This window comes from Allobosea sp. GW823-FHT02B03, assembly GCF_058797755.1.
Map to the genome: position 1 here is coordinate 577,912 of NZ_JBXAJY010000004.1, position 21,881 is coordinate 599,792.

Genomic DNA, 21,881 nt, shown 5'->3' on the forward strand with positions numbered 1-21,881 from the left:
GATGGCCCGTCACGAAGGCAGGGGCATGGCCTCGGTCAACTATCCGATCGGCATGAATCTCGGCGGCGACCCGAGCCAGGCGCTGATCCACTCCAACCCGGACGGCAAGTTCACCGTCGCGCTCTCGGCGATCGATCTCGGCCAGGGCATGAAGCAGGTCTCGCGGCAGATCGCGGCGGAGACGCTGGGCGTGCCGATCGAGGACGTCTTCGTCGACACCGCCGACAGCGACACCGGCCCGCACGACATGGGCTCCTTCGCCTCGCGCGGCACGCACCGCATGGGCAACGCCATCATCGTCGCGGCGCGGGAGGCTCGCGGCGTCCTGCTGGAAGCTGCCGCGGAGGAGCTCGAGGTCAATGCCAGCGACCTCGTCACCGACGGACGCGGCAACATCCATGTCCGCGGCGCGCCCTCGAAGACGATCACGGTCAAGGCGACGGCGCAGGCGGCCCAGTTCAAGCAGGGCAAGACCATCGCCGGGCGCGGCATCTTCCTGATCCCGCTCTCGGCTGTCGATGCCGAGACCGGCGAGATGAACCCCAACACCGCCTTCGCCCATGCCTGCCTCGTCGCCGATGTCGCCGTCGATGACGAGACCGGCGAGGTCGAGGTGCTGAGGATGACCAGCGCCTACGAGCTTGGCCGCGTCATAAATCCGCGCATGGTCGAGCAGCAGCTGGTCGGCGGCGCCTGGATGGGCATCAGCCACGCGCTCTACGAAACGCCGGAGCCGTACTATCCCAACCCCGAGCATGGCCCGCGCGACTTCAACGAGTATCTGATGCCGGGCCCGGGAGAGATCGCGCCCTATCACGTGACCGTGCTGGAGCGCCCGGCGCCGGACGGGCCCTTCGGCGGCAAGGGGCCGGGCGAGATGTGCGCCAACCCGGTGCTGCCCGCGATCGCCAACGCGGTCTACAACGCCGTCGGCGTCAGAGTCGACGAGTTGCCGATCACGCCCGAGAAGATCCTGCGCGGCATCAAGGCGAATGGCGGCGCCAAGCCCGGCCCGCGCCGCGGCGGCCCGGTGAACTGGCGCTGACGCGATGGCTTTGCGCACGACCGTCGCCGGCATCTCAAGCCCCGAGGACCTCGCCGAGGCCCTGACGGCGGCGATGTACCTCGCCGATGACGGCATCGCGACGGCCGGCTACCTCTCGCTCGCGCTCGGCAAGCCGCTGCTGCTCGAAGGCGCGCCCGGCGTCGGCAAGACCGAGGCTGCCAAGGCGATCGCCGGCATTCTCGGCCGGCAGCTGATCCGTCTGCAGTGCTTCGAGGGCATCGACGCTTCGGCGGCGCTCTATGAATGGAACTATCCGCGCCAGATGCTGGCGATCCGGCAGGCGCGCGAAGGTGAAACCCTCGACATCTACCGCGACGATTTCCTGATCGAGCGGCCAATGCTGACGGCGTTGCGGCGGCCTGAATCCACGGTCCTGCTGATCGACGAGATCGACCGCTCCGACCATGAATTCGAGGCCTTCCTGCTCGAATTCCTCTCGGATTTCTCGATCTCGATCCCCGAGCGCGGGACGTTGCGCGCGCCCGAGCGGCCGGTCGTCGTGCTCACTTCGAATCGCACCCGCGAGCTGCACGAGGCGCTGCGCCGCCGCTGCGTCTACCACTACATCGCCTATCCCGAACCGGAGCGCGAGGCGCAGATCATCATGCTGCGCTCCTCGGCGGTGGCGGAAGGCACGGCGCGGGCCGTCGTCCACGCGGTCGGCCTGCTCAGGCAGGAACCGCTGGCCAAGCCGCCGGGCGTCGCCGAGGCCGTGGACTGGGCCGAGGCCGCGACGGCGCTCGCACAGAGCGGCGCGCCCTGGCCGGAAGCCTTCCGGCGCTCGCTCGGCACCGCGATCAAGGACGAGGAAGACCTCGCGCATCTGCGGCCGCGCCTGCCGCTGTTCATCCCGGGGCTGGCGGCATGATCGAGCCTCTCCCACCGGCAGCCCGGCTCTTCGTTTCCTTTCCGGGGCTGCTGCGCCAGCACGGCATCGCCGTTGCGCCCGAGCAGACCGTCTCCTTCCTCAGCGCGATCGAGCGCCTGGGGCCGCGCAGCCTGGAGCATGTCCGCAAGGCGGCCGTCGCGACGCTGGCGCCGCATCCGGAGCAGCGCGAGCGCTTCGAGGCGCTGTTCGACGCCCATTTCCTCGGCGCCATCGCCGAACCCGGCGACGAGGACTTCGCGCCCGATGACGACGTCTCGGTGCAGGAGGACAGCGGCTCCCGCGAGGTCCTGCTCGGCGAGGAGGTCAACGAGACCGGGCAGGCTGCGACCGGCGCGGAGGCGCTCTCGGTCCGCATGTTGAAGCCGCTCGACGAGAATGAGACGCTGCGCCGCTTCGGCCGGGAGCTGCCGGCAGCGCTGCCGCGCCGCCGCGGCTATCGCCAGCGCGCGGCACGCCGGGGCGCGACCGTCGATCTCGCACGCAGCCTGCGCGATGCGATCCGCCATGACGGCGAGGTGATGAGCCTGAAGAAGCTGCGCCGGGTCACGCGGGCGCGGCCGATCCTGCTTCTCATCGACGTCTCCGGCTCGATGAAGCAGCGCAGCGACGCCAATATCGCGCTCGCCCATACCGTCGTGCAGTCCGTGCCGCATGCCGAGGTCTTCACCTTCGGCACGCGGCTGACGCGTCTCACCAAGGCGCTGCGGCGCAAGCGCCGGGAGCAGGCGCTGGCGGATGCCGCCGGGCTGGTGGCCGACTGGGATGGCGGCACCCGCATCGGCGACGCGCTGCTGGCTTTCCTCGCCGTGCCGCGCTTTGCGGCCTATGCGCGCGGCGCCGTCGTCGTCGTGCTCTCGGACGGGCTGGAGCGCGGCGATCCGGCGGCGCTCGTCACCGCCGTGGTGCGGCTCAGCCAGCGCGCGCACCGCATCGACTGGCTGACCCCGCTCGCGGCCGACCCCGCCTACAAGCCGGAGACGGAGGCGCTGCGCCTGATCGCGCCGCGGCTCGCCAGCCTCGGCAATGGCGCCAGCACGGCGCGCATCTGCCGGCACATTCTCTCGCTCGGAGGCTCGCAAGCGGCATGACCGGTCTCGTCGATTCCCATTTCCATATCTGGCGGCAGGCGGACCTGCCCTGGCTGCTCGGGCCGATGCAGCCGCGCATCTTCGGTCCCTACGAGCCGATCCGCCGCGACTATCCCGTTACTGAGTATCTCGACGACTGCCGCCCCGCCGGCATCGCGGAAGCGGTCTACGTCCAGGCGAACTGGGCGCCGGCGCGCCATCTCGACGAGGTCGAATACGTCTCGCAGGCCTCCGACGAGAGCGGTTTCCCGATCGCGATCGTCGCCTATGCCGACATGCTGGCGGATGATGTCAGGCCGCAGCTCGATGCGCTCGCCGCCAATGGCCGTGTCCGCGGCGTGCGGATGCAGCTGCACTGGCACGAGAACACCCTCTATCGCTTCGCCAGCGGGCCGGATCTGGCGCGCGATCCGAAGTTGACCGCCAATGTCGGGCGCCTTGCCGAATACGGCTTCAGCTTCGACCTCCAGGTCTTCGCCGGCCAGATGGCGGGGGCGGCGGAGCTTGCCGCCACCTGCCCTAACGTGATCTTCGTCCTCCAGCATGCCGGCATGCTGGAGGACCTTTCGCCGGAGGGCATCGCCGCCTGGCGCGAGGGGCTGGCGCTGCTCGCCGCCCAGCCCAACATCGTCAGCAAGCTCTCCGGGCTCGGCACCTTCCTGCGCCGGAACGACCCCGAGCATGTCGGCTATATCGACGCGCAGACGCTGGCGCTCTTCGGCGCCGAGCGCTGCCTGTTCGGCTCCAATTTCCCGATCGAGAAGCTCTGGACGAGCTATGCCGAGCTGATCGCGGCGCATCTTGCGGCCGTGCCGGAAGGCGCCCGGGAGGCCGTGTTCAACGAAACGGCACGGCGGGTCTACCGCCTGCGACAGGACTGAGGGGAGGAAGGCATGGCGCTCGAAATCAAGATTCTCGACTACGGCGATATCGAGCTGGAGGCGAGCTTCCTCGTGCTCGGGCGCGATTGCGGCCGGACAAGGCGCGTGCCGACCTATGGCTTCCTGATCCTGGGCGGGCCCTGGCCGGTCGTGGTCGACACCGGCTATCGCCACAACCAGATCATGGAGAGCCTCGGCATGCGCGGCCTCCAGTTCCACGAGAACATGATCGAGAACCAGCTCGCGAGGCACGGTGTGCGGATGGGCGACGTGCGCTATGTCATGCACACCCATCTCCATATCGACCATGCCGGGAAAGACGAGCTCTTCCCGATGAACACAACCGTGCTCGTCAACCGCCGCGAGCTCGAATACTCGGTCTCGGGGCTGATGCACCCGCAATATCCGGCGCCCGACATCAAGCACCTGATCGACCGCCTGCACACGCGCGATGCGCTGCGCTTCGAGGATCTCGAACTGTCGGGGATGATCGAGCTCTTCCCCGGCTGCTATCTGGAGGCTGCCGGCGCCCATACCGAGGGCTCGATGAACGTCCATGTCGATACGGCCGAGGGCCGCGCCATCATCTGCGGCGACGTGATCTACGACTTCAACGACCAGATCGTGACGCCCTTCCACGAGCTCCATGCCAACGAGCCGCGCACGACGGGCAATCACGGCGTCTCGAAGCGCGAGGAAAAGGCGGCGATCAAGAAGCTGCTGGCGACGGGCAAGTTCCTGCTGCCGGTCCACGACAAGCCGGCCAAGATCGCCCATGGCCAGGTCGTCGGGCGCATGGACATGGCCGTGCCCGGCCCCGTGGTGCAGTCGCTGCCGGCGCGCAACTGGTTCGCGGCGTGAACGTCGTTCCAGCCGTCGAGCCAGGACGCCCGCTCTCCCCAGGCCTCATCCTGAGGAGCCGCGCAGCGGCGTCTCGAAGGATGCTCCAGGAGGCGCCGGAACCTGCTCGTCCATCCTTCGAGACGCGCCCTGCGGGCGCTCCTCAGGATGAGGGCTGGAGGATTTGGACGGAGTCCCGTCTCGGCCGGCCGAAACTCACCAACGCAATTCACGGTGTTCCATGACCACGCACACCGCCATCCACCCGCAATTCGCCGAGCTCGTCGATCTCTGGGCGCCGGTCCGCCAGCTCGGCAGCGGCTTCCAGTTCTGCGAGGGGCCCGTCTGGCATCCGCAGGAGCAGCATCTGCTGTTCTCGGACATGCCGGGGGATGTGCGCCGGCGCTGGGATCGGAACGGCGTGCGCGAGGTCATGCGGCCGGCGAACAAATGCAACGGCATGACCTATGATGCCGAGCTCAACCTGATCGTCTGCGAGCACGCGACCTCGAGCCTGGTTCGCGAACGGCCGGACGGGCGGCGCGAGGTGCTGGCCTCGCATTTCGAGGGCTCGGAGCTCAACAGCCCCAATGACGTCGTTCTGAAGTCGGACGGGGCGATCTATTTCTCCGATCCCTGGTATGGCCGGATGCCCGTCTTCGGTGTCGAGCGGCCGCGCCAGCTCGGATTCCAGGGCGTCTACCGCATCGCTCCAGGAGGCGGCGAACCGCAGCTCGTGGTCGACCGCTACCTGTTCGACCAGCCCAACGGGCTCTGCTTCTGTCCGACGGAAGACCGGCTCTTCGTCAACGATACCGTCCAGCACAATATCCGCGTCTTCGACATCCTGCCGGACGGGCGGCTCGGCCCGCCGCGCATCTTCGCCTCGGGCATCGTCGGGGCCGAACCCGGCGTTCCCGACGGCATGAAATGCGATGCCAAGGGCAATCTCTGGGTCACCGGCCCCGGCGGCGTCTGGGTCTATACGATCAAGGGCGAGTTGATCGGCAAGCTCAGGGTACCGGAATTGGTCGGCAATCTCGCCTGGGGCGGGCCGGACTGGCGCACGCTGTTCCTGACCGCGACCCATTCGCTCTACGCGATCGAAACCAAGGTCGGCCCAAGGCCCGAGCCCTTCATGAAGCCGCGCGCCGGCGCCGACCGCGCACGTCAGGCCGATGCGCCGCCGGCCGCCAGCGTCTCGCGCAACGGCACGAACAAGGCGGCGCCAGGCTACCGGCTCGAGCCCTCGCGCTGCGCGCTCTTGATCCAGGACATGCAGAACGACGTGGTGATGGAGGGCGGCGCCTTCGCATCCTCGGGCTCGCCGGCGCATTGCAAGGAACAGAACGCCATCGGGAACGCCGCAAGGCTGGCGCAGGCGGCCCGCCTGCGCGGCATCCCGGTGATCCATGTCTGGTTCGTCGTCGAGCAGGGCACGCCGGGCGTGACCATGAACGCGCCGCTCTTCGAGGGGCTCGCCGATGCCAATGCGCTGGTGCGCGGGACCTGGGGCGCGGCGCCCGTGCCGGGGCTGGAAGCCATAGGCGGCGATCACATCGTCGAGAAGCAGCGCATGAGCGCCTGGGAGGGCACGCGGCTGGAGACGGTGCTGAAGGCGCTCGGCCGCGACATCGTCATCGTCACCGGCGCCTGGACCAACATGTCGATCGAGCACACCGCCCGCACGGGCGCCGACAAGGGTTATTTCATGGTCGTGCCCGAGGACGCCTGCTCGACCATGAACGCCGAATGGCATACCGCCTCGGTCAATTACGCCCTGCAGAACGTCGCGGTAGTGACCGATGTCGACGCGGTGCTCGACGCCACCGGCGGGTGAAGCCGGGCACGATCGATGCCGGCTCGCCGGTGACAGGCAGGCGGGCTTCCGCCGCGGCGCGCCCGCCCGGACTCAAAACCGCAGCGCTGCCCGCAGCGAGGCCGTCTGATCGGTGTAGCGGTCCGCGGTGCGCAGGCTGTATTCGGCGCGAAGCTCGAAGCCGCCTTTCGTCTGCAGTTCGAGGCCTGCGGTCAGGTTGCCGTAGACATCCGGTGCGCCGGTCGTGATCCGGAACGGCGCGATCCCGCTCGCGGCGAACTCGCTGAGCTGCATGCGCGCGGTCCAGTCGCTGCCCGCCAGGAAGCTGACGCCGAGGGTCGCATAGGGCCGCAGGATCGTATCGTTGGGAAGGTCGATGCGGCCGCCGATCTCGAGTGCGGGGGTCACCATGAGGTTCGCCTGGCCGGTCGCCTGGGCCGCCAGGTTGAACAGCCCGGCGCCGCTTTCGCGATAGGCCTGCTGATGGGCATAGCCGAGGTCGAGGTCGACCAGCGGCCGCAGGTACCAGTTCGGGAAGGCGAACTCATAGGCGGCGCGCAGCCGGGCGCCGACATGCAGGAACTGCGGCTCGCTGCGCGCGAGGCCGGCGAAGCCCGGCACCACCACCTGCCGCTTCATCTCGTTGCTTTCATAGCCGGCGCGCAGGCCGGCGGCGAAGAGCCAGGGGCCGATCTGCCGCTTCAGCGCGAGGCCGCCGCTGACGGTGTGGCTGGTCGTGGCGACCACCGAGCCGTCCGATTTCGTGTCGCCGGCCATGTAGCTCAGCGAGCCGCCGAGGAACCAGTCGGGCGCGATCTGCTTCTGCGCGCCGATCTGATAGGTCGACATCAGTGCGCGATAGCCGCTGTCGTCGCGGCTTCCTTCGCGATCGAGGCGGCTGCCGGTCACCCGGCCCCAGACGCATTCTCCCTCGCTGCGCTGCGTGCTGCCATCGACGAAATAGGGGCAGCTCATCAGGCTGTTGAAGAAGCCGTAGGAGTGATGCGCCTGCGCCGAAAGCCGGCTGTGGGCGGAATCGTTGGCCATGCCGCCCAGCATGCCGGCATAGCTCGAGGCATCCTTCAGGCGGGCGAAATAGGTGAAGAGGGGAGCCGCGCCGGTATGGCCGGAATCCCAGAGCGCCTGCAGATAGTTCGCGATGTTCGCCTGGTCGGACGCGAAGGCGGCGCCCGCGCGGGCGAAATTGCCCTGCGGGGACACCGAGAGGTCGCGCCCATCGGGGCTGAAGCGCAGCGTGTAGCTGATCGGCAGGCCTTCGAGATCGCTGGTCCTGGCCGAGAAACCCTGCGCGCCATGGTCGAAATGCGCGATCGGCAGCGAGTAGCCCTTCAGCGGGTTTCGCGTGTCGAAGTCGATCTCGCCGCCGAACTGCGTGGCGCCGCTGACCGAGAGGACGTCGCTCTTTCCTCCCCGGAAATCGAGCCCGAAGATCGTCGTTCCGCCAGCGGTCTGGACGAACTGACCGGTCAGGCGGGTGGTGTCGTACTGGCCGTTGCCGGTGAGGTCCATATAGCCGGAATTGGTCAGGACGCCGCCATTCTTGCCGAGGAAGATCGTCGTCCCCGGGCTGAAGTCGCCATTGTTCACCAGGGTGTTCAGCGGGCCGAAGGACGTGTCGACCGCCAGCCGGACATCGCCGTCGAGCGTGCCTTCCTGCGCATTGGTCACGCTGGCGGGGCCGGAGGTGACGATGGCGACGCCGCCGAGCGAGGCGATGGTTCCGGCGTTGGTGATGCTCGTACTGCCGGTCGTGCTGGTGACGATGGCGGCGCCGCGCGGGCCGCTGCCGCCTCGAACGCTCGAACCGGCCCCCACCGAGACGTTGATGTCGTCGCCGTTCGGTCCAGTGGTGCCTTCGCCGCGGCTGATCGCGTAGATGCCCGGGGAGTTCGCGCCATGGGCTGCGACCGTCGCCGCCTTGTCGACGCTGATCGTGATCGCGCCGGCTGCGTCGCCCGCGCCTGAGGCCGCGCGCCGCGCCAGGATGCCCTGATCGGTCAGGACGCCGCCATTGGCCAGGCTCATGGCGAGGATCGCCGGAGCGTTGGCGCCATGCGTGACGACGCCGGGAACCCGGGAGCGGCCGTCGAGGTAGCCGATGCCAGCGACGTTGACGCTGACATGGCCGCCGGCGCCCGTGCCGCCCGTGCCGCCATCCCTGATCAGGCCGAGGTCGTAGTTCGCCGAGGCCATGTCGCCGGCAAGGCCGCCGCTACCGCCGATGCTCTGGGCGAGGATGCCGACCGCGCCGTCGCCCATGGTCTGCACCTGGCCGTTGACCGCGACATTCACGGCGCCGCCCGCACCGGCGGCCGGATTCGACGGGTTGGCGAGCGTGATCAGGCCGGGCGCGGCGGTGAGGGCGGTCACGCCGCCTCCACCGCCGATGCTCTGGGCGAGGATACCGATCGCGTTGCGACCTTGCGTGGCGACGAGGCCGCCGGTTGCGAGCGTGACGCCGACCGCGCCGCCATCGCCCCTGGCGCCGGCGCTCGCGCCCAGCGTCGCCTTGGTCGGCGTGTCGAGAAGCCCGTCGCCGGCGGCCGCGACGGCATAGCCGCCGCCATTGCCGATGCTCTGGGCGAAGACGCCGAAGGAGGCGGTGCCCTGCGTGGTGATCGTGCCCGCGATATCGTTCGTCACGGTGCCGCCGTGGGACGTGCCCGAGCCGCCGGTCGCGCCCAGCGCGTAGGTCGGCGCGAGGGCCGGGGCTTCGGAGGTCTTGGGCAGGACGAGCAGATGAGCGCCGCCGCCATTCGAAATGCTTTGCGACAGGATGCCATGCGACAGGGGCCCGCGCGTCGCGATGCTGCCTGATGTCGTGACCGTGACGTCGCCGCCGGCGCCGGTGGCGCCGTCCGCGCCCATCCTGACCTCGCCGCTGCCGCCGAGGGCTCCGGTCAGGACATTGCCGCCGCCGCCGAAGATCTCGGCGCTCTTGCCGCCGCCGCCGCCGATGCTCTGCGCGAGAATGCCGGAAGAGCCCGCGCCGCCGGTGGTGATCGTGCCGGCATTGCCGACCGTGACCAGGCCGCCGGCGCCACCGCCGCCGCCCTTGCCGCCGTGCTGGAAGCTGAGGTTGAGGGTCGCTCCGGCCAGCGTCGGCGCGGCGTGCGCGCCATTGCCGCCGCCGCCGCCGATGCTGTGGGCGAGGATGCCGTCGGACGCATCGCCCTTGGTGGAAATGCTGCCGCCGGCGCCGTTGGTGACCGTGACGGTTCCGCCCGTTCCGGCCGCGCCGCCGGAGCCGCCGATATTGACGTTGGTGGTGGCGGAGAGCTTGAACGGCAGGATGTTGCGGAGAATGTCGAGCATCGCCGACCCTTCCGGCGAGACGTCGAGATCGCCGTTCTCCTTGCCGAAGCCGCCGCCATTGCCGCCGCCGCCGCCGATGCTCTGGGCGATCATGCCCGCCGCAGCGTGGCCAGCGGTCGCGATCGCTCCGCTGTTGCTCACCGTGACGGCGCCGCCATCGGCGCCGGCGCCTCCCGAGCCGCCGACGCCGATGTTCGCGCCGACCGACAGCGAGAATTTCTTGTAGCTGCTGGCATTGCCCAGGAACCGGGCCAGGGTGTCGTTGAGCGCGGTGAGGTAGGCGGCCTGCATGCCGGCATAGGCATGGCCGCCCTTGCCGCCGCCGCCGCCGACACTCTGCGCCAGGATGCCGGCGGAACCCGCGCCGCTTGTCGTCACCGGCCCTGTGCTGGAGAGGCTGACCGTGCCGCCATGATTGCCGCTGCCACCGCTGCCGCCGACCGAGACGGAGGCGTTGACGCTCGGCGTGAAGTCGGGGTTGTCCCAGCCTTCCGAGCCAAGTTTTCGCAGGAAGGTGACGAGCTTGCCGAGCGCGCTGGCATCGCCGACCAGCGAGTTGAAGGTGTCGCCGGTGAGGCGCTCCGCACTGCCGCCGGAGCCGCCACCGCCGCCGATGCTCTGCGCGAAGATCGCGGTGGCATCGACGCCGCCGGTCGTGATCGTTCCGCCGTTCGTCACGGTGACCGCGCCACCGAGATTGCCCGAGCCGCCCTTGCCGCCGATGTTCACCGCGCCGCTGAGAGTGGGAAGCGACGATGCGAGCCCTGCGGCGTTGCCGCCGGAACCGCCGCCGCCGCCGGTGCTTTGTGCCTGCACGCCGTAGGACGTATCGCCATGCGTGACGATGCTGCCGGCATTGGTCACGGTGACGCTGCCGCCCTGGCCGCCGCTGCCGCCGGTTCCGCCGACCGCCACGCTGAAATTGCCGGTGATCTTGGTCGCGGCGCTCGGGTCGAGCCCCGTCGGCGGCAGCGAGCCGAGCATGACCACGCTCATCGTGTTGCCGCCGGAGCCACCGCCGCCGCCGACACTCAGGGCGGAAATGCCCGCGGCGCTTGCGCCCCGCGTCTCGATCGCCGGTGGCTCGTCGCCCTGTTCGTGCACGACGTTCGAGACGGTGACCTGACCGCCATTGCCGCCGGCGCCGCCGCGTCCCCCCACGGCGGTCGAGACGGCGAGCGAGGCTCCGGTCGCCAGCAGCACGCTTCGGGAAATCGCCGAGCCGCCGGAGCCGCCGCCGCCGCCGACGCTGTTGGCGAAGATGCCGGCGGCATTGTCCCCGGCGGTGGCGATCGTCGCATTGTTGGTGACGGTGACGAGGCCACCTGCGCCGCCCGAACCGCCTGCACCTCCGACCACGGTGTTCACGCCGAGGCCGGAGGGGTAGTTGGGTGGTGCAACGCCGATCGTGAGCTGGTTCGAGGTTGCGGCTCCGCCCGCGCCCCCGCCGCCGCCGATCGATTGAGCGTCGATGCCGAGGCTTGCGGTGCCGCGCGTCGCGATGGTGCCGAACGGGCCATTGGTCACCGTGACAGAGCCGCCGGAGCCGCCGCCGCCGCCCAGGCCGCCGACCGCCGTCGCGACATTCACCAGCGCCCCCACCGCGGTCATCTCGGCGGGGCCGCCCTTGCCGCCGGCGCCGCCGATGCTGTGCGCCAGGATCGCGCTGGCCTTCGCGCCTTCGGTCCTGATGTCGCCTTCGTTCTCGACCGTCACGGCGCCGCCATTGCCGGTACCGCTGCCGCGTGCGGCGTCGCCGCCGACGCCGACGCTGACGGCCGGGAACACGTTGACGGAGAATGTGTAGGTGCCGCCGGCATTGCCACCGCCGCCGCCAATCGACTTGGCGTCGATACCGGCGCTGCCGGCGCCCTTCGTCAGGATGGTCTGGTCGATGTTGGAGACCCGGACCTCGCCGCCATTGCCGGCGGCACCGCCCTTGCCGCCGATGGCGACGTTGACGAAGCTGACGCCGATCAGCCGCGCCTGGTTGGCATTGCCGCCGCCGCCGCCGATGCTGTGCGCCACGATGCCGGCCGCATCGTGCCCGAGCGTCGTCAGATCGCCGGAATTCCGGACCGTGACGGCGCCGCCATCGCCGGCCGCGCCGCCATCGCCGCCGAGACTGACGCCGACCCCGTACGGGACGCCCGGCGTCGCGAGCGAGCCGCCGCCTAGGCCGCCGCCGCCGCCGATGCTCAAGGCCATGAGGGCGTTGGCGCCATCGCCGCTGGTCCGGATGCCGACGAGCTCGCCCTGCGCCGTTCGGACCAGCGCGCTGTTGGTCAGCGAGACCGTGCCGCCGCTTCCGGCATTGCCGCCCTTGCCGCCGATCGAGACGAAGCCGCCGCTCGCGCTGCCGGCGGAAGCGCCACCACCGCCGAGGCTCTGCGCCACGATGCCGTGCGAGCCGATGCCGAAGGTCGAGATCGCGCCGCGATTGATGATCCGCAGATCTTCTTCGGCGCCGCCGCGACCGCCGGCACCGCCCTTCGAGTAGATGATGCCGGAATCCGAGCCGCCGGCGCCGCCTATGCCGCCGGCGACGATCGCGTCGATGCCGACCGAGTTGGTGCCATGCGTCTCGATGCCGATGGCACTGTCGATGGTGATGCTGCCGCTGGAACCGCCATTGCCACCGGCCTTGCCGGTGTGCGGATTGCCGGGATGGCTCGATCCGCCGTGGCCGCCATTGCCACCGGTGCTCGTCGCGAATACGGCGTCGACGCCGTCCGCCGTGACGGTGATCAGGCCTTGCCCGAGGGTGAGCGCGATGTTGCCGCCCGCGCTGCCGTAACCGCCCGGCGTCTGGTAGTCGTCGCCATTGCTGTCCTGCGCGGCGCTCCCGCCCGCGCCGCCGCGGCTTTCGGCATAGATTCCATAGCGCCGCGATTGGATCGTGCCGGAGAAGTTCAGGCTGATCGTGCCACCCAGCCCGCCATCGCCGCCGCTCCGCGGCCAAGCGCCGCCGCCATCCCCCGCACCGTTGCCGGCAGCGCCGCCATTGGCGCTCAAGGTGATCGCGCCGTCGCCGCCGGCTCCGGTCGTGGTCAGGTTGCCGGAGATATTGGCGATGATCTGCCCGCCATTGCCGCCGGCTCCGCCGCGCGGATTGTGAGCGGCCGGCCGGATCGCGCCGTTGGCGCCGTCGCCGCCGCGCACGTTCACCCTGATGCCGCTCGCCTGCGTCGCCGTGGTGATGCCGTTGAGATCGACGACGACGACACCGCCCGCGGCGCCATAGCCGCGGTCGCGCCCGTCATAGTCGTTCTCTGCCGCATTGATCGCCGAAGGGCCGCCATTGCCGCCCCGCGCCCAGATGTCGATGCCGTAGCCGGCATTGTTGATGACGCTCGTTCCGGTCCCGTTGACGTGCAGTCCGCCGGCCGACCCGCCATTGCCGCCCCAGCCATAGCTCGGGCGGGAGCGGTCGCCCCAGCCGCCGTCGCCGCCATTGCTCGCTATCGTCGCGGCGGCCGATCCGTTGGCGTGGACGGTGGAAGGCAGGGAGACGACCCCGCTGCTTCCGTAGTCGCCCCATTGCCCGTCGCCGCCGAGATAGTCGTTGCCGCTATGGCCGTCGAAGCCGCCGGCGCCGGAGATGTTGAAGCAGAACCCGCCGGGCAGGGCGGGGCAGTCCGCGCGCGCCGGGGTGATCGCGGCCCCCAGGCTCAACGAGCCGATCAGGGCCGAGAGCGCGAGATGGGAGACCGAAAGGCGAAACTTCCCTTTGCGCGAACGGGCATGGGAAAGGCTCTCGCTGCGCCTTGCGGCGCGGCCTGCAATCCCGCCCTGTCTCATAGGCCCAGCCCCGAATCGTCGTTGCGTCGCCACGCTGCCGGAATGGTCCCACAGTACGGGCGGTTGGCAATTGCGAGCGGACCAATCGACATGTGGGGTGGACGAATGGCACGGCAGCGCGAAACATCGTAAACGAATTCCGTCGCGCGAATGCCCCGGCCGCCGGCGCGAGGGTCAGATGCCGAGGCGCGAACGCAGTTCCTGACGATGGGGACGCGACACCGGCCAGGCGCGGTCGAGAGCGCGCAGCTTCACCTGCCAACGGTCGCCGGAGGGCCGCTCGACATCCTGGACATGAAGCAGGTTGACCAGCGCCGTGCGGTGGATGCGCAGGAACGAGGCCTGCGGGACGAGCGCCAGCCAGAGCGCGAGCGGGCGCAGGTCGAGCACCGAGGACCCGTCTGCTAGCCAGACCTCGGTGTAGTTGCGCGCCGCCCGCAGGCCGACGATCAGGCTCGCCTTCACGCCCTGCGCGCCGCCGCGCTTGCGCAGATAGATCAGCGGCTCGAAATCCGGCTTGCCCGCGCCGGGCTGTGCCGCGTCATTGCGGCCATAACGCGCGCTCGCGACCAGGTCGGCGCACTGGAAAAGCCCCTTCACCTCGGCGCCTGGCCAGCGATGCTGCGCCCTGACCGCATCGAGGCCGATGCAGGCGCGCAAGCATCCGTCATGGAAGACCGGGACCGACAGCACGCTCTTGTCGCCCTGCCGCAGCATCTCGACCTGCAGCACCCGCGCCGCCCGCGGCAAGGCCTCGACGCGGTCGATCATCACCGCCCTTCCGGCCGCCAGGAATTGCTGCAGCCAGGCGATCATGGTGACCGGGGCGCCCTGCAGATCCTCGACGAAGGAAGCCACCCCCGGGCGGCACCATTCATGCGTATTGCGGAAGCGCAGCAGCTTGGCGTCGTATTCGAACATCCAGGCCCGGTCGGCCGCCGCCTTGTGCCCGAGCTCCTCCAGCAACGAGGAGATCGCGGCATCGACCGGCTGCGCCAGCAGATGCAGGGCGGATCGGAAGGCCCAGTCCGGTGCCGTCAAGTCTGCGAGCTCGTCGCGCGCCAGTGTCTGGTAGCTGGAGGTCAAGCTGGTCACCGCTCGAGGGCGCGGCAGTCAAGCGCGCGCGTCATCGCTTGGCAAGGCGGTGCGGCGGAGGCGACGGCACGAAAAAGCGCCAGTCGCGGACGAGCCGGGCTGGCGCCTTCGCCATCAAGTGATGCGGGCTCGGAGTTTCCTCCGAGCCCGCGAGTAGGCGGCTACTCCGCCCGAATTCAGCTCGCGATCAGTCGAGCGCGGTGACGCGCAGCCGCAGCGCGTTGCCGATCACGCTGACCGAGGACAGCGCCATCGCGGCCGCCGCGATGATCGGCGAGAGCAGGATGCCGAAGAACGGGTAGAGCAGGCCCGCTGCGACGGGGACGCCGGCGGCGTTGTAGATGAAGGCGAAGAACAGGTTCTGCCGGATATTGCTCATCGTCGCGCGGCTGAGCTGAAGCCCGCGCACGATGCCCTGCAAATCGCCCTTGACCAGGGTAACACCGGCACTCTCGATCGCGACATCGGTTCCGGTGCCCATGGCGACGCCGACATCGGCGGCGGCCAGCGCCGGGGCGTCGTTGACGCCGTCGCCGGCCATCGCGACGACCCGTCCCTGGGCGCGCAACTTGTCGACCACGGCGCTCTTCTCTTCCGGCAGCACTTCGGCCTCGACCTCGTCGATGCCGAGCTGGCGCGCCACGGCCTGTGCCGTCGTCCGGTTGTCGCCGGTCAGCATGACCACGCGGATGCCGGCGTCGCGGAGCGCGCGGATCGCAGCCGGGGTGGTCTGCTTGATCGGATCGGCGATCGCCAGGAGGCCCGCGATCTTGCCGTCGATGGCGACGAAGATCACCGTGCCGCCCTCGCCGCGCAGGGTCTCCGCCTCGGCGGAGAGGGCGGAAAAGTCGATGCCGAGCTCGCCCATGATCCGGTGGCTGCCGATGACGAGCGCGCGGCCTTCGACGCTGCCGGTCACGCCCTTGCCGACCGGGCTGTCGAAATCCCGGGCCTCGGCGAGGCTGAGGCCGCGCTCCTTGGCGGCCTCGACGATTGCAGTTGCGAGCGGATGCTCGCTCGCGCGCTCGAGCGAGGCGGCGAGCCGCAGCAACTCGTTCTGGTCGATGCCGCCGGCCGTTCGCATGGCGATCAGCCGGGGCTGGCCTTCAGTCAGCGTCCCGGTCTTGTCGACGACCAGCGTGTCGACCTTCTCGAAACGCTCGAGCGCCTCGGCATTCTTGATCAGCACGCCGAGGCCGGCGCCGCGCCCGACACCGACCATGATCGACATCGGCGTCGCCAGCCCGAGCGCACAGGGGCAGGCGATGATCAGCACCGCGACCGCGGCGATGAGGGCGTGGGCGAGGCGCGGTTCCGGGCCGAACATCATCCAGGCGGCGAAGGCGGCGATGGCGATGACGATGACGAGCGGGACGAACCAGCCGGAGACCTGGTCGGCCAGGCGCTGGATCGGCGCGCGCGAGCGCTGCGCGTCGGCGACCATTTTGACGATCCGGGCGAGCATGGTGTCGCTGCCGACCTTGCCGGCGCGCATGATGAAGCCGCCGGTGCGGTTGAGCGTGCCGCCGATCAGCGCCGCGCCGACCTCCTTGGTGACCGGCATGGATTCGCCGGTGACCATGGATTCGTCGAGCGAGCTGCGGCCTTCGATGAGTTCGCCATCGACCGGCACGGTCTCGCCCGGGCGCACGCGCAGGCGATCGCCGACATGGACGGCTTCGAGCGGAATGTCCTCGTCCTCGCCATCCTCGCGCACGCGGCGCGCCGTTTTCGGCACGAGGTCGAGCAAGGCGCGGATCGCGCCGCCGGTCTGCTCGCGAGCCCTGAGCTCCAGCACCTGGCCGAGCAGAACCAGCACAGTGATCACGGCCGCGGCCTCGAAATAGACGGGGACCGAGCCGTCGGCGGCGCGCAATGTCGGTGGGAAAATGCCGGGGGCGAAGGTCGCGATCACGCTGTAGATCCAGGCGACGCCCGTGCCCATGGCGATCAGCGTGAACATGTTCAGGCTGCGATTGACGAGCGATGCGAAGGCGCGCTCGAAGAAGGGCCAGCCCGCCCAAAGCACGACCGGGGTCGCCAGGACGAATTGCAGCCAGTTGGAGTTCTGCGGCGCGATCAGGCTGTGCAGGCCGATGAGATGGCCGCCCATTTCGAGCACAAAGACCGGCAGCGTCAGGACGAGGCCGACCCAGAAGCGCCGGGTCATGTCTACGAGCTCGTGGCTCGGCTCCTGATCGGCAGTCGGCATCTCCGGCTCGAGCGCCATGCCGCAGATCGGGCAGCTCCCTGGGGCGGGCTGGCGGATCTGCGGATGCATCGGGCAGGTATAGATCGTGCCCTCGGGCGCAGGCGCCCCGGTGGGCTTCGGCGTCGCGCCCTCGGCGTAAGCGGCGGGCTTTGACTCGAACTTGCCGCGGCAGCCATCGGAGCAGAAGAAGTAGCGCTTGCCGGCATGGGAGGCGCTGTACTTGGCCGTGGCGGGATCGACGGTCATGCCGCAGACCGGATCCTTGACGCTGTCCGGCGTGGCGTGGCCATGGCCGTGATGGTGACCGTGCTCGTGATGTCCGTGATGCTGGTGATCAGCCATCGTGCCTTCTCCCCTTTCCCGCAGCGCCGCGATGCGCAGCCAGCGGGATGCCCGCCGGCTGCGCGTGCTTTTCAGCGGACGAGCTGCGGGCCGGGCGTGTAGCCGGCGGCGGTGACGATCGACTTGAGCGCCGAAAAGTCAGCGCCGCCGCGGACGCTGACCAGCTTGGATGCAGGGTCGGCGTCGACGGACGTCCCCGGCAGCTTGCTCTCGATCGCGGTCTTGATGGTGCCGGCGCAATGGCTGCAGGTCATGTCGTCGACGCGGAAGCTGATCGCGCCTTCGGGCGGTGCCGCGGTGGTCGCGGCAGTCTGGGAACGTGGCTGGCAGCAGCTCATGACTCGATGTCCTAGTTGACGATGGCAGCAGCCTGCACCTTCCCACAGTGGTAAGGTCAAGGCCTCCTGCACACGCCAAGGACGACGAGCGGGTCTGCTCGCCGCCGAGCCTTGGTCAAGCCGTACCGGCGAGCTCCTTCTGGCGGATGCAGGCGACGCTGTGGCCAGAGCCGACTTCCTCGATCGCAGGGATCGCGCTGGCGCAGGCGTCGATCACGTGCGGGCAGCGCGTGCGGAAGACGCAGCCCGAGGGCGGGTTCAACGGGCTCGGGATGTCGCCCTTGAGGATCACGCGCTCGCGCTTGACGCTCGGATCGGGCACCGGCGCGGCCGAGAGCAGCACCTTGGTGTAGGGGTGGCGCGGATTGGCGTAGACCTCCTGCGCCGGGCCCTTCTCCATGATCCGCCCGAGATAGAGCACGACGATGTCGTCGCAGAGATACTCGACCACCGACAGGTCATGGCTGATGAAGACCATGGTCAGGCCGAGTTCGCGCTGCAGCTCCTGGATCAGGTTGAGTACCTGCGCCTGCACCGAGACGTCGAGCGCCGAGACCGGCTCGTCGGCGATGATCAGCTCGGGCTCGACCGCGAGCGCCCGGGCGATGCCGATGCGCTGGCGCTGGCCGCCGGAGAATTCATGCGGGTAGCGCCGAGCATGCTCGGCGTTGAGACCGACCCGCCCGAGCAGCTCGGCGATCCGCGCCTCGCGTGCCTTGCCCTTGGCGAGGCCATGGGTGTCGATGGCTTCGCCGATGATCTCGCCGACCCGCATGCGCGGGTTGAGGCTGGAATAGGGGTCCTGGAAGATGATCTGCAGGCGGCGACGGTAGGCGCGCAGCGCCTTCTCCGGCAGGCCGAACAGGTCGGTGCCGTCGAACACGGCCTCGCCGCCGGAGGGCTCGACCAGGCGCAATATGCAGCGCCCGACAGTGGTCTTGCCCGAGCCGGATTCACCGACGATCCCGACGATGCTGCCGCGGCGGACCTCGAAGGAGACGTCGGAGACGGCCCGGACTTCGCCGCCGCGGGTCGAGAAGACCTTCTGGAGATTGCGGACGGAGAGCAGCGGCGCTTCCGAGCCGAGGGTTTCGGGCGTGCTTGCAGCCGTCACAGCGCGTCGTGCCTCCAGCAGCGGGTGAGATGGGCGGCCGCGACGTCGAGCAGCGGCGGCACGGCTTCAGTGCAGCGCGCCTCGGCCAGCGGGCAGCGCGGCGCATAGGTGCAGCCGGGCGGCAAGGCGAGGGGGCTCGGCACGCTGCCGGGGATGGCGTTGAGCAGGCGGCGCCCCTGGCCGGGAACGCGGTCGCGCCGCGCATCGGGAATGCAGGAGAGCAGGCCGCGCGTATAGGGGTGGCGCTGCCTTGCGAAGACGCCGGCGACCGGACCCTGCTCTACGACGCGCCCGGCATACATCACCGCGACCTCATGGGCGATCTCGGCCACGACGCCGAGATTATGAGTGATGAACAGGATGCTCATGCCGATCTCGGCCTGGAGCCGGCGGAGCAGATCGAGGATCTGCGCCTGGATGGTGACGTCGAGCGCCGTCGTCGGCTCGTCGGCGATCAGCAGGGCCGGATTGCAGGACAGAGCGAGTGCGATCATCACGCGCTGGCGCATGCCGCCCGACATTTCGTGCGGATACTGCGCGAGGCGCCGCTCGGCCGCGGGGATCTCGACCAGCTCGAGCATGCGCTTGGCCCGCGCGCGCGCCTCACGCCGCGACAGGGGCTCGTGCAGCAGGATCATTTCCATGATCTGGTCGCCGACGGTGAAGAGCGGGTTGAGGCTCGTCATCGGCTCCTGGAAGATCATCGCGATCTCGCTGCCGCGAATGGCCCGCATCTGCTTCAAAGGCATCTGCGCGAGGTCGACGACCGCGCCGCTGCGCAGCCGGTAGAGGATGCGCCCGCCGACGATGCTGCCGGGATGGGCAAGCAGCCGCATGATCGACAGGCTGGTCACCGACTTGCCGGAGCCGGACTCGCCGACCACGGCGAGCGTCTCGCCGCGGCGCAGCGAGAAGCTGACGCCGTCGACCGACTTGATCGCATTCGAGCCGATCAGGAAGTGGGTCTGCAGATCCTCGACCCTGAGCAGGATATCGTCCTCGGCCGCGCGCGTGGCGACGGGTGCCATTTCCGTGGTCGCCATGGTCAGAGGTCCTTGCGCAGGCGCGGATCGAGCAGATCGCGCAGGCCGTCGCCGACCAGCTGCAGCGACAGCACGCTCAGCACGATCGCCGCGCCGGGGAAGAGCATCATCCAGTCGGCCTGTCCGATATACTGGCGCCCGCCGGCGATCATCGTGCCCCAGGTCGGGATCTCCGGGCTGACGCCGACGCCGAGGAAGGACAGGCTCGCCTCCGCCAGCATCGCATAGGCGAAGATGAAGGTGGCCTGGACCAGGATCGGCGAGACGAGGTTGCGCAGGACATGGCGGGTCATGATCCGCCAGGTGGGCACACCGAGCGCCCGGGCCGCCTCGACATAGGGCAGCTCGCGGATGATCAGCGTCGAGGCGCGCACGATGCGGGCGAGGCGCGGCGCGTAGACGATGCCGAGCGCGACGATGACCGTGGCGAGCGAGGGGCCGAGCGCCGCGACCAGCGAGATGGCCAGCAGGATGTCGGGGAAAGCCATCATCGCGTCGATGATGCGGGCGATGACGCCGTCGGCTCGGCGGAAGAAGCCGGCGACGAGGCCGAGCGTGATGCCGAGGATCGCGGCGAGCGCGGTCGCCGCCGCGCCGACCAGCAGCGAGAGCTGGCCGGCATAGATGGTGCGGCTGAAGATGTCGCGGCCGAACTCGTCCGTGCCGAAGAACCAGCGTTCGCTCGGCGGCTTCAGCCGGTTCACCACCGAAAGCCGGCTCGGCGAATAGGGCGCGATCAGCGGCGCGAGGATCGCGAGCAAAGCGATCACGGCGAGGACGACGAGGCCGATCACCAGCGTCTTGCGCTGCAGGATCAGGCTGGCGAGCCGCGGACGGGCGGCGGGTGAGGAGGGGGCGGCCATCAGTAGCGCACCCTTGGGTCGATCGCGAGATAGAGCATGTCGATCAGGAAATTGATCAGCACATAGAGGGCGGCGATGACGAGCAGCGCGCCCTGGATGACCGGATAGTCGCGGCGCAGCACGGCCGAGACGACGAGATTGCCGATGCCCGGCAGGCTGAACACCGTCTCGGTGACGACCGCGCCGGAGATCAGCAGCGCCGCGGTGAGGCCGATCACGGTCAGCACCGGGATCAGCGCGTTCTTGAGGGCGTGCTTCATCACCACGCCCCACTCGCCCATGCCCTTGGAGCGGGCGGTGCGGACATAGTCGTCGTTGAGCACGTCGAGCATCGAGGCGCGGGTGAAGCGGGTGATCAGCGCCGAGGAGACGATGCCGAGGGCGAGCGCCGGCAGGACGAGATGGCGCAGCCGCTCGAGGAAGGAGGCGTCGGGGCCGCCATAGCCGGAGGCCGGCATCCAGCCATAGCGCACGGCGAAGACCTGGATCAGGATCAGGCCGAGCCAGAAGCTCGGAATGCTCGCGGCGAACATGGCGAAGGTCGTGGCGAGCTGGTCGAAGAGCGAGCCGCGCTTATAGGCCGAGAGGATGCCGACCGGCAGGGCGATGGCGCTGGCGATCAGGATCGAGAACAGGGTGAGGAAGAAAGTCGGCTCGGCCCGCTCGGCGAGCGCGCTCAGCACCGGCATGTTGAGGAAGATCGACTGGCCGAGATCGCCGCGCAGGAGCTGGCCGAGGAACAGCACGTATTGCGTCGGCAGCGACTGATCGAGCCCGAGCCGGCTGCGCAGGCCGGCGATATCGGCCGCCGTCGCATCGGGGCCGAGCATCACCGCAGCGGGGTCGCCGGGGGCGATGCGGACGATGATGAAGACGATCGTCACGACCGTGAACATCACCGCCAGCATGCCGAGGATGCGCTGCATCACATATCGCGTCATCGCGTGCCGATCTTCCCTTCTGTGCTTCCCGGCGTTCATCGCCGGTCAGCCGCCGTTGCAGGCGTGTTCTGCCCATCGGCGTTCGAAAAACTCTGGTCATCCCGGACGGAGCGAAGCGGAGATCCGGGATCCATGCCGGAGCCTTTCCGCAAGAGTTTCCGGCATGGATCCCGGGTCTCCCTACGGTCGCCCGGGATGACACGCGCTTGATCG

General features: G+C 69.5%; 14 protein-coding genes. 6 read left to right on the top strand and 8 right to left on the bottom strand.

The genetic code is table 11. The features are described 5' to 3' along the window. Window position 1: 1 nt before the first annotated feature. From AC1REK_RS16315 to AC1REK_RS16340, 6 genes are all read left to right on the top strand, one after another. On the top strand, window positions 2-1,045 hold the full coding sequence (locus AC1REK_RS16315) for a xanthine dehydrogenase family protein molybdopterin-binding subunit (RefSeq protein WP_066469480.1): 1,044 nt from the start codon (window positions 2-4) through the stop codon (window positions 1,043-1,045). A 4-nt stretch (window positions 1,046-1,049) separates the two neighbouring features. After that, the gene (locus tag AC1REK_RS16320) at window positions 1,050-1,934 is read left to right on the top strand and encodes an AAA family ATPase (RefSeq protein WP_492269229.1); all 885 of its coding nucleotides are present in this window, start codon (window positions 1,050-1,052) and stop codon (window positions 1,932-1,934) included. Further along, window positions 1,931-3,043, top strand: a complete 1,113-nt coding sequence (locus AC1REK_RS16325; RefSeq protein WP_492269228.1) for a vWA domain-containing protein — start codon at window positions 1,931-1,933, stop codon at window positions 3,041-3,043. The genes AC1REK_RS16320 and AC1REK_RS16325 overlap by 4 nt, the downstream gene beginning before the upstream one ends. After that, a complete protein-coding gene (locus tag AC1REK_RS16330) occupies window positions 3,040-3,924 on the top strand; it encodes an amidohydrolase family protein (RefSeq protein ID WP_492269227.1) in 885 nt (294 codons plus the stop codon). Before AC1REK_RS16325 ends, AC1REK_RS16330 begins: the two co-directional genes overlap by 4 nt. Window positions 3,925-3,936: 12 nt before the next feature. Beyond that, on the top strand, window positions 3,937-4,785 hold the full coding sequence (locus AC1REK_RS16335; RefSeq protein WP_316018452.1) for an N-acyl homoserine lactonase family protein: 849 nt from the start codon (window positions 3,937-3,939) through the stop codon (window positions 4,783-4,785). Window positions 4,786-5,005: 220 nt separating this feature from the next. Next, window positions 5,006-6,604 (top strand): isochorismatase family protein, encoded by a 1,599-nt coding sequence (locus tag AC1REK_RS16340; protein ID WP_492269226.1) that lies wholly within the window; start codon window positions 5,006-5,008, stop codon window positions 6,602-6,604. Between the two features lie 72 nt (window positions 6,605-6,676). On the opposite strand, the gene AC1REK_RS16345 is transcribed toward AC1REK_RS16340, so the two are convergent. The 8 genes from AC1REK_RS16345 to AC1REK_RS16380 form a co-directional block, all read right to left on the bottom strand. Further along, on the bottom strand, window positions 6,677-13,594 hold the full coding sequence (locus AC1REK_RS16345) for a hypothetical protein (RefSeq protein WP_492269225.1): 6,918 nt from the start codon (window positions 13,592-13,594) through the stop codon (window positions 6,677-6,679). A 300-nt stretch (window positions 13,595-13,894) separates the two neighbouring features. Then, window positions 13,895-14,815: a LytTR family transcriptional regulator DNA-binding domain-containing protein gene (locus AC1REK_RS16350; protein ID WP_492269224.1), complete on the bottom strand. Its 921-nt coding sequence runs from the start codon at window positions 14,813-14,815 to the stop codon at window positions 13,895-13,897. 187 nt (window positions 14,816-15,002) lie between these two features. Beyond that, window positions 15,003-17,369: a heavy metal translocating P-type ATPase gene (locus tag AC1REK_RS16355; protein ID WP_492269223.1), complete on the bottom strand. Its 2,367-nt coding sequence runs from the start codon at window positions 17,367-17,369 to the stop codon at window positions 15,003-15,005. Window positions 17,370-17,440: 71 nt separating this feature from the next. Then, on the bottom strand, window positions 17,441-17,707 hold the full coding sequence (locus tag AC1REK_RS16360) for a heavy-metal-associated domain-containing protein (protein WP_492269222.1): 267 nt from the start codon (window positions 17,705-17,707) through the stop codon (window positions 17,441-17,443). A 115-nt stretch (window positions 17,708-17,822) separates the two neighbouring features. Continuing rightward, window positions 17,823-18,821, bottom strand: coding sequence for an ABC transporter ATP-binding protein (locus AC1REK_RS16365; protein WP_492269221.1), 999 nt, complete (start codon window positions 18,819-18,821; stop codon window positions 17,823-17,825). Continuing rightward, complete coding sequence (locus AC1REK_RS16370) at window positions 18,818-19,864, bottom strand: ABC transporter ATP-binding protein (RefSeq protein WP_492269220.1); 1,047 nt, start codon at window positions 19,862-19,864, stop codon at window positions 18,818-18,820. The genes AC1REK_RS16365 and AC1REK_RS16370 overlap by 4 nt, the downstream gene beginning before the upstream one ends. A 2-nt stretch (window positions 19,865-19,866) precedes the next feature. Then, window positions 19,867-20,727 (bottom strand): ABC transporter permease, encoded by an 861-nt coding sequence (locus AC1REK_RS16375; RefSeq protein WP_327522644.1) that lies wholly within the window; start codon window positions 20,725-20,727, stop codon window positions 19,867-19,869. Continuing rightward, a complete protein-coding gene (locus tag AC1REK_RS16380; RefSeq protein WP_316017700.1) occupies window positions 20,727-21,668 on the bottom strand; it encodes an ABC transporter permease in 942 nt (313 codons plus the stop codon). Before AC1REK_RS16380 ends, AC1REK_RS16375 begins: the two co-directional genes overlap by 1 nt. Window positions 21,669-21,881: the final 213 nt, after the last annotated feature.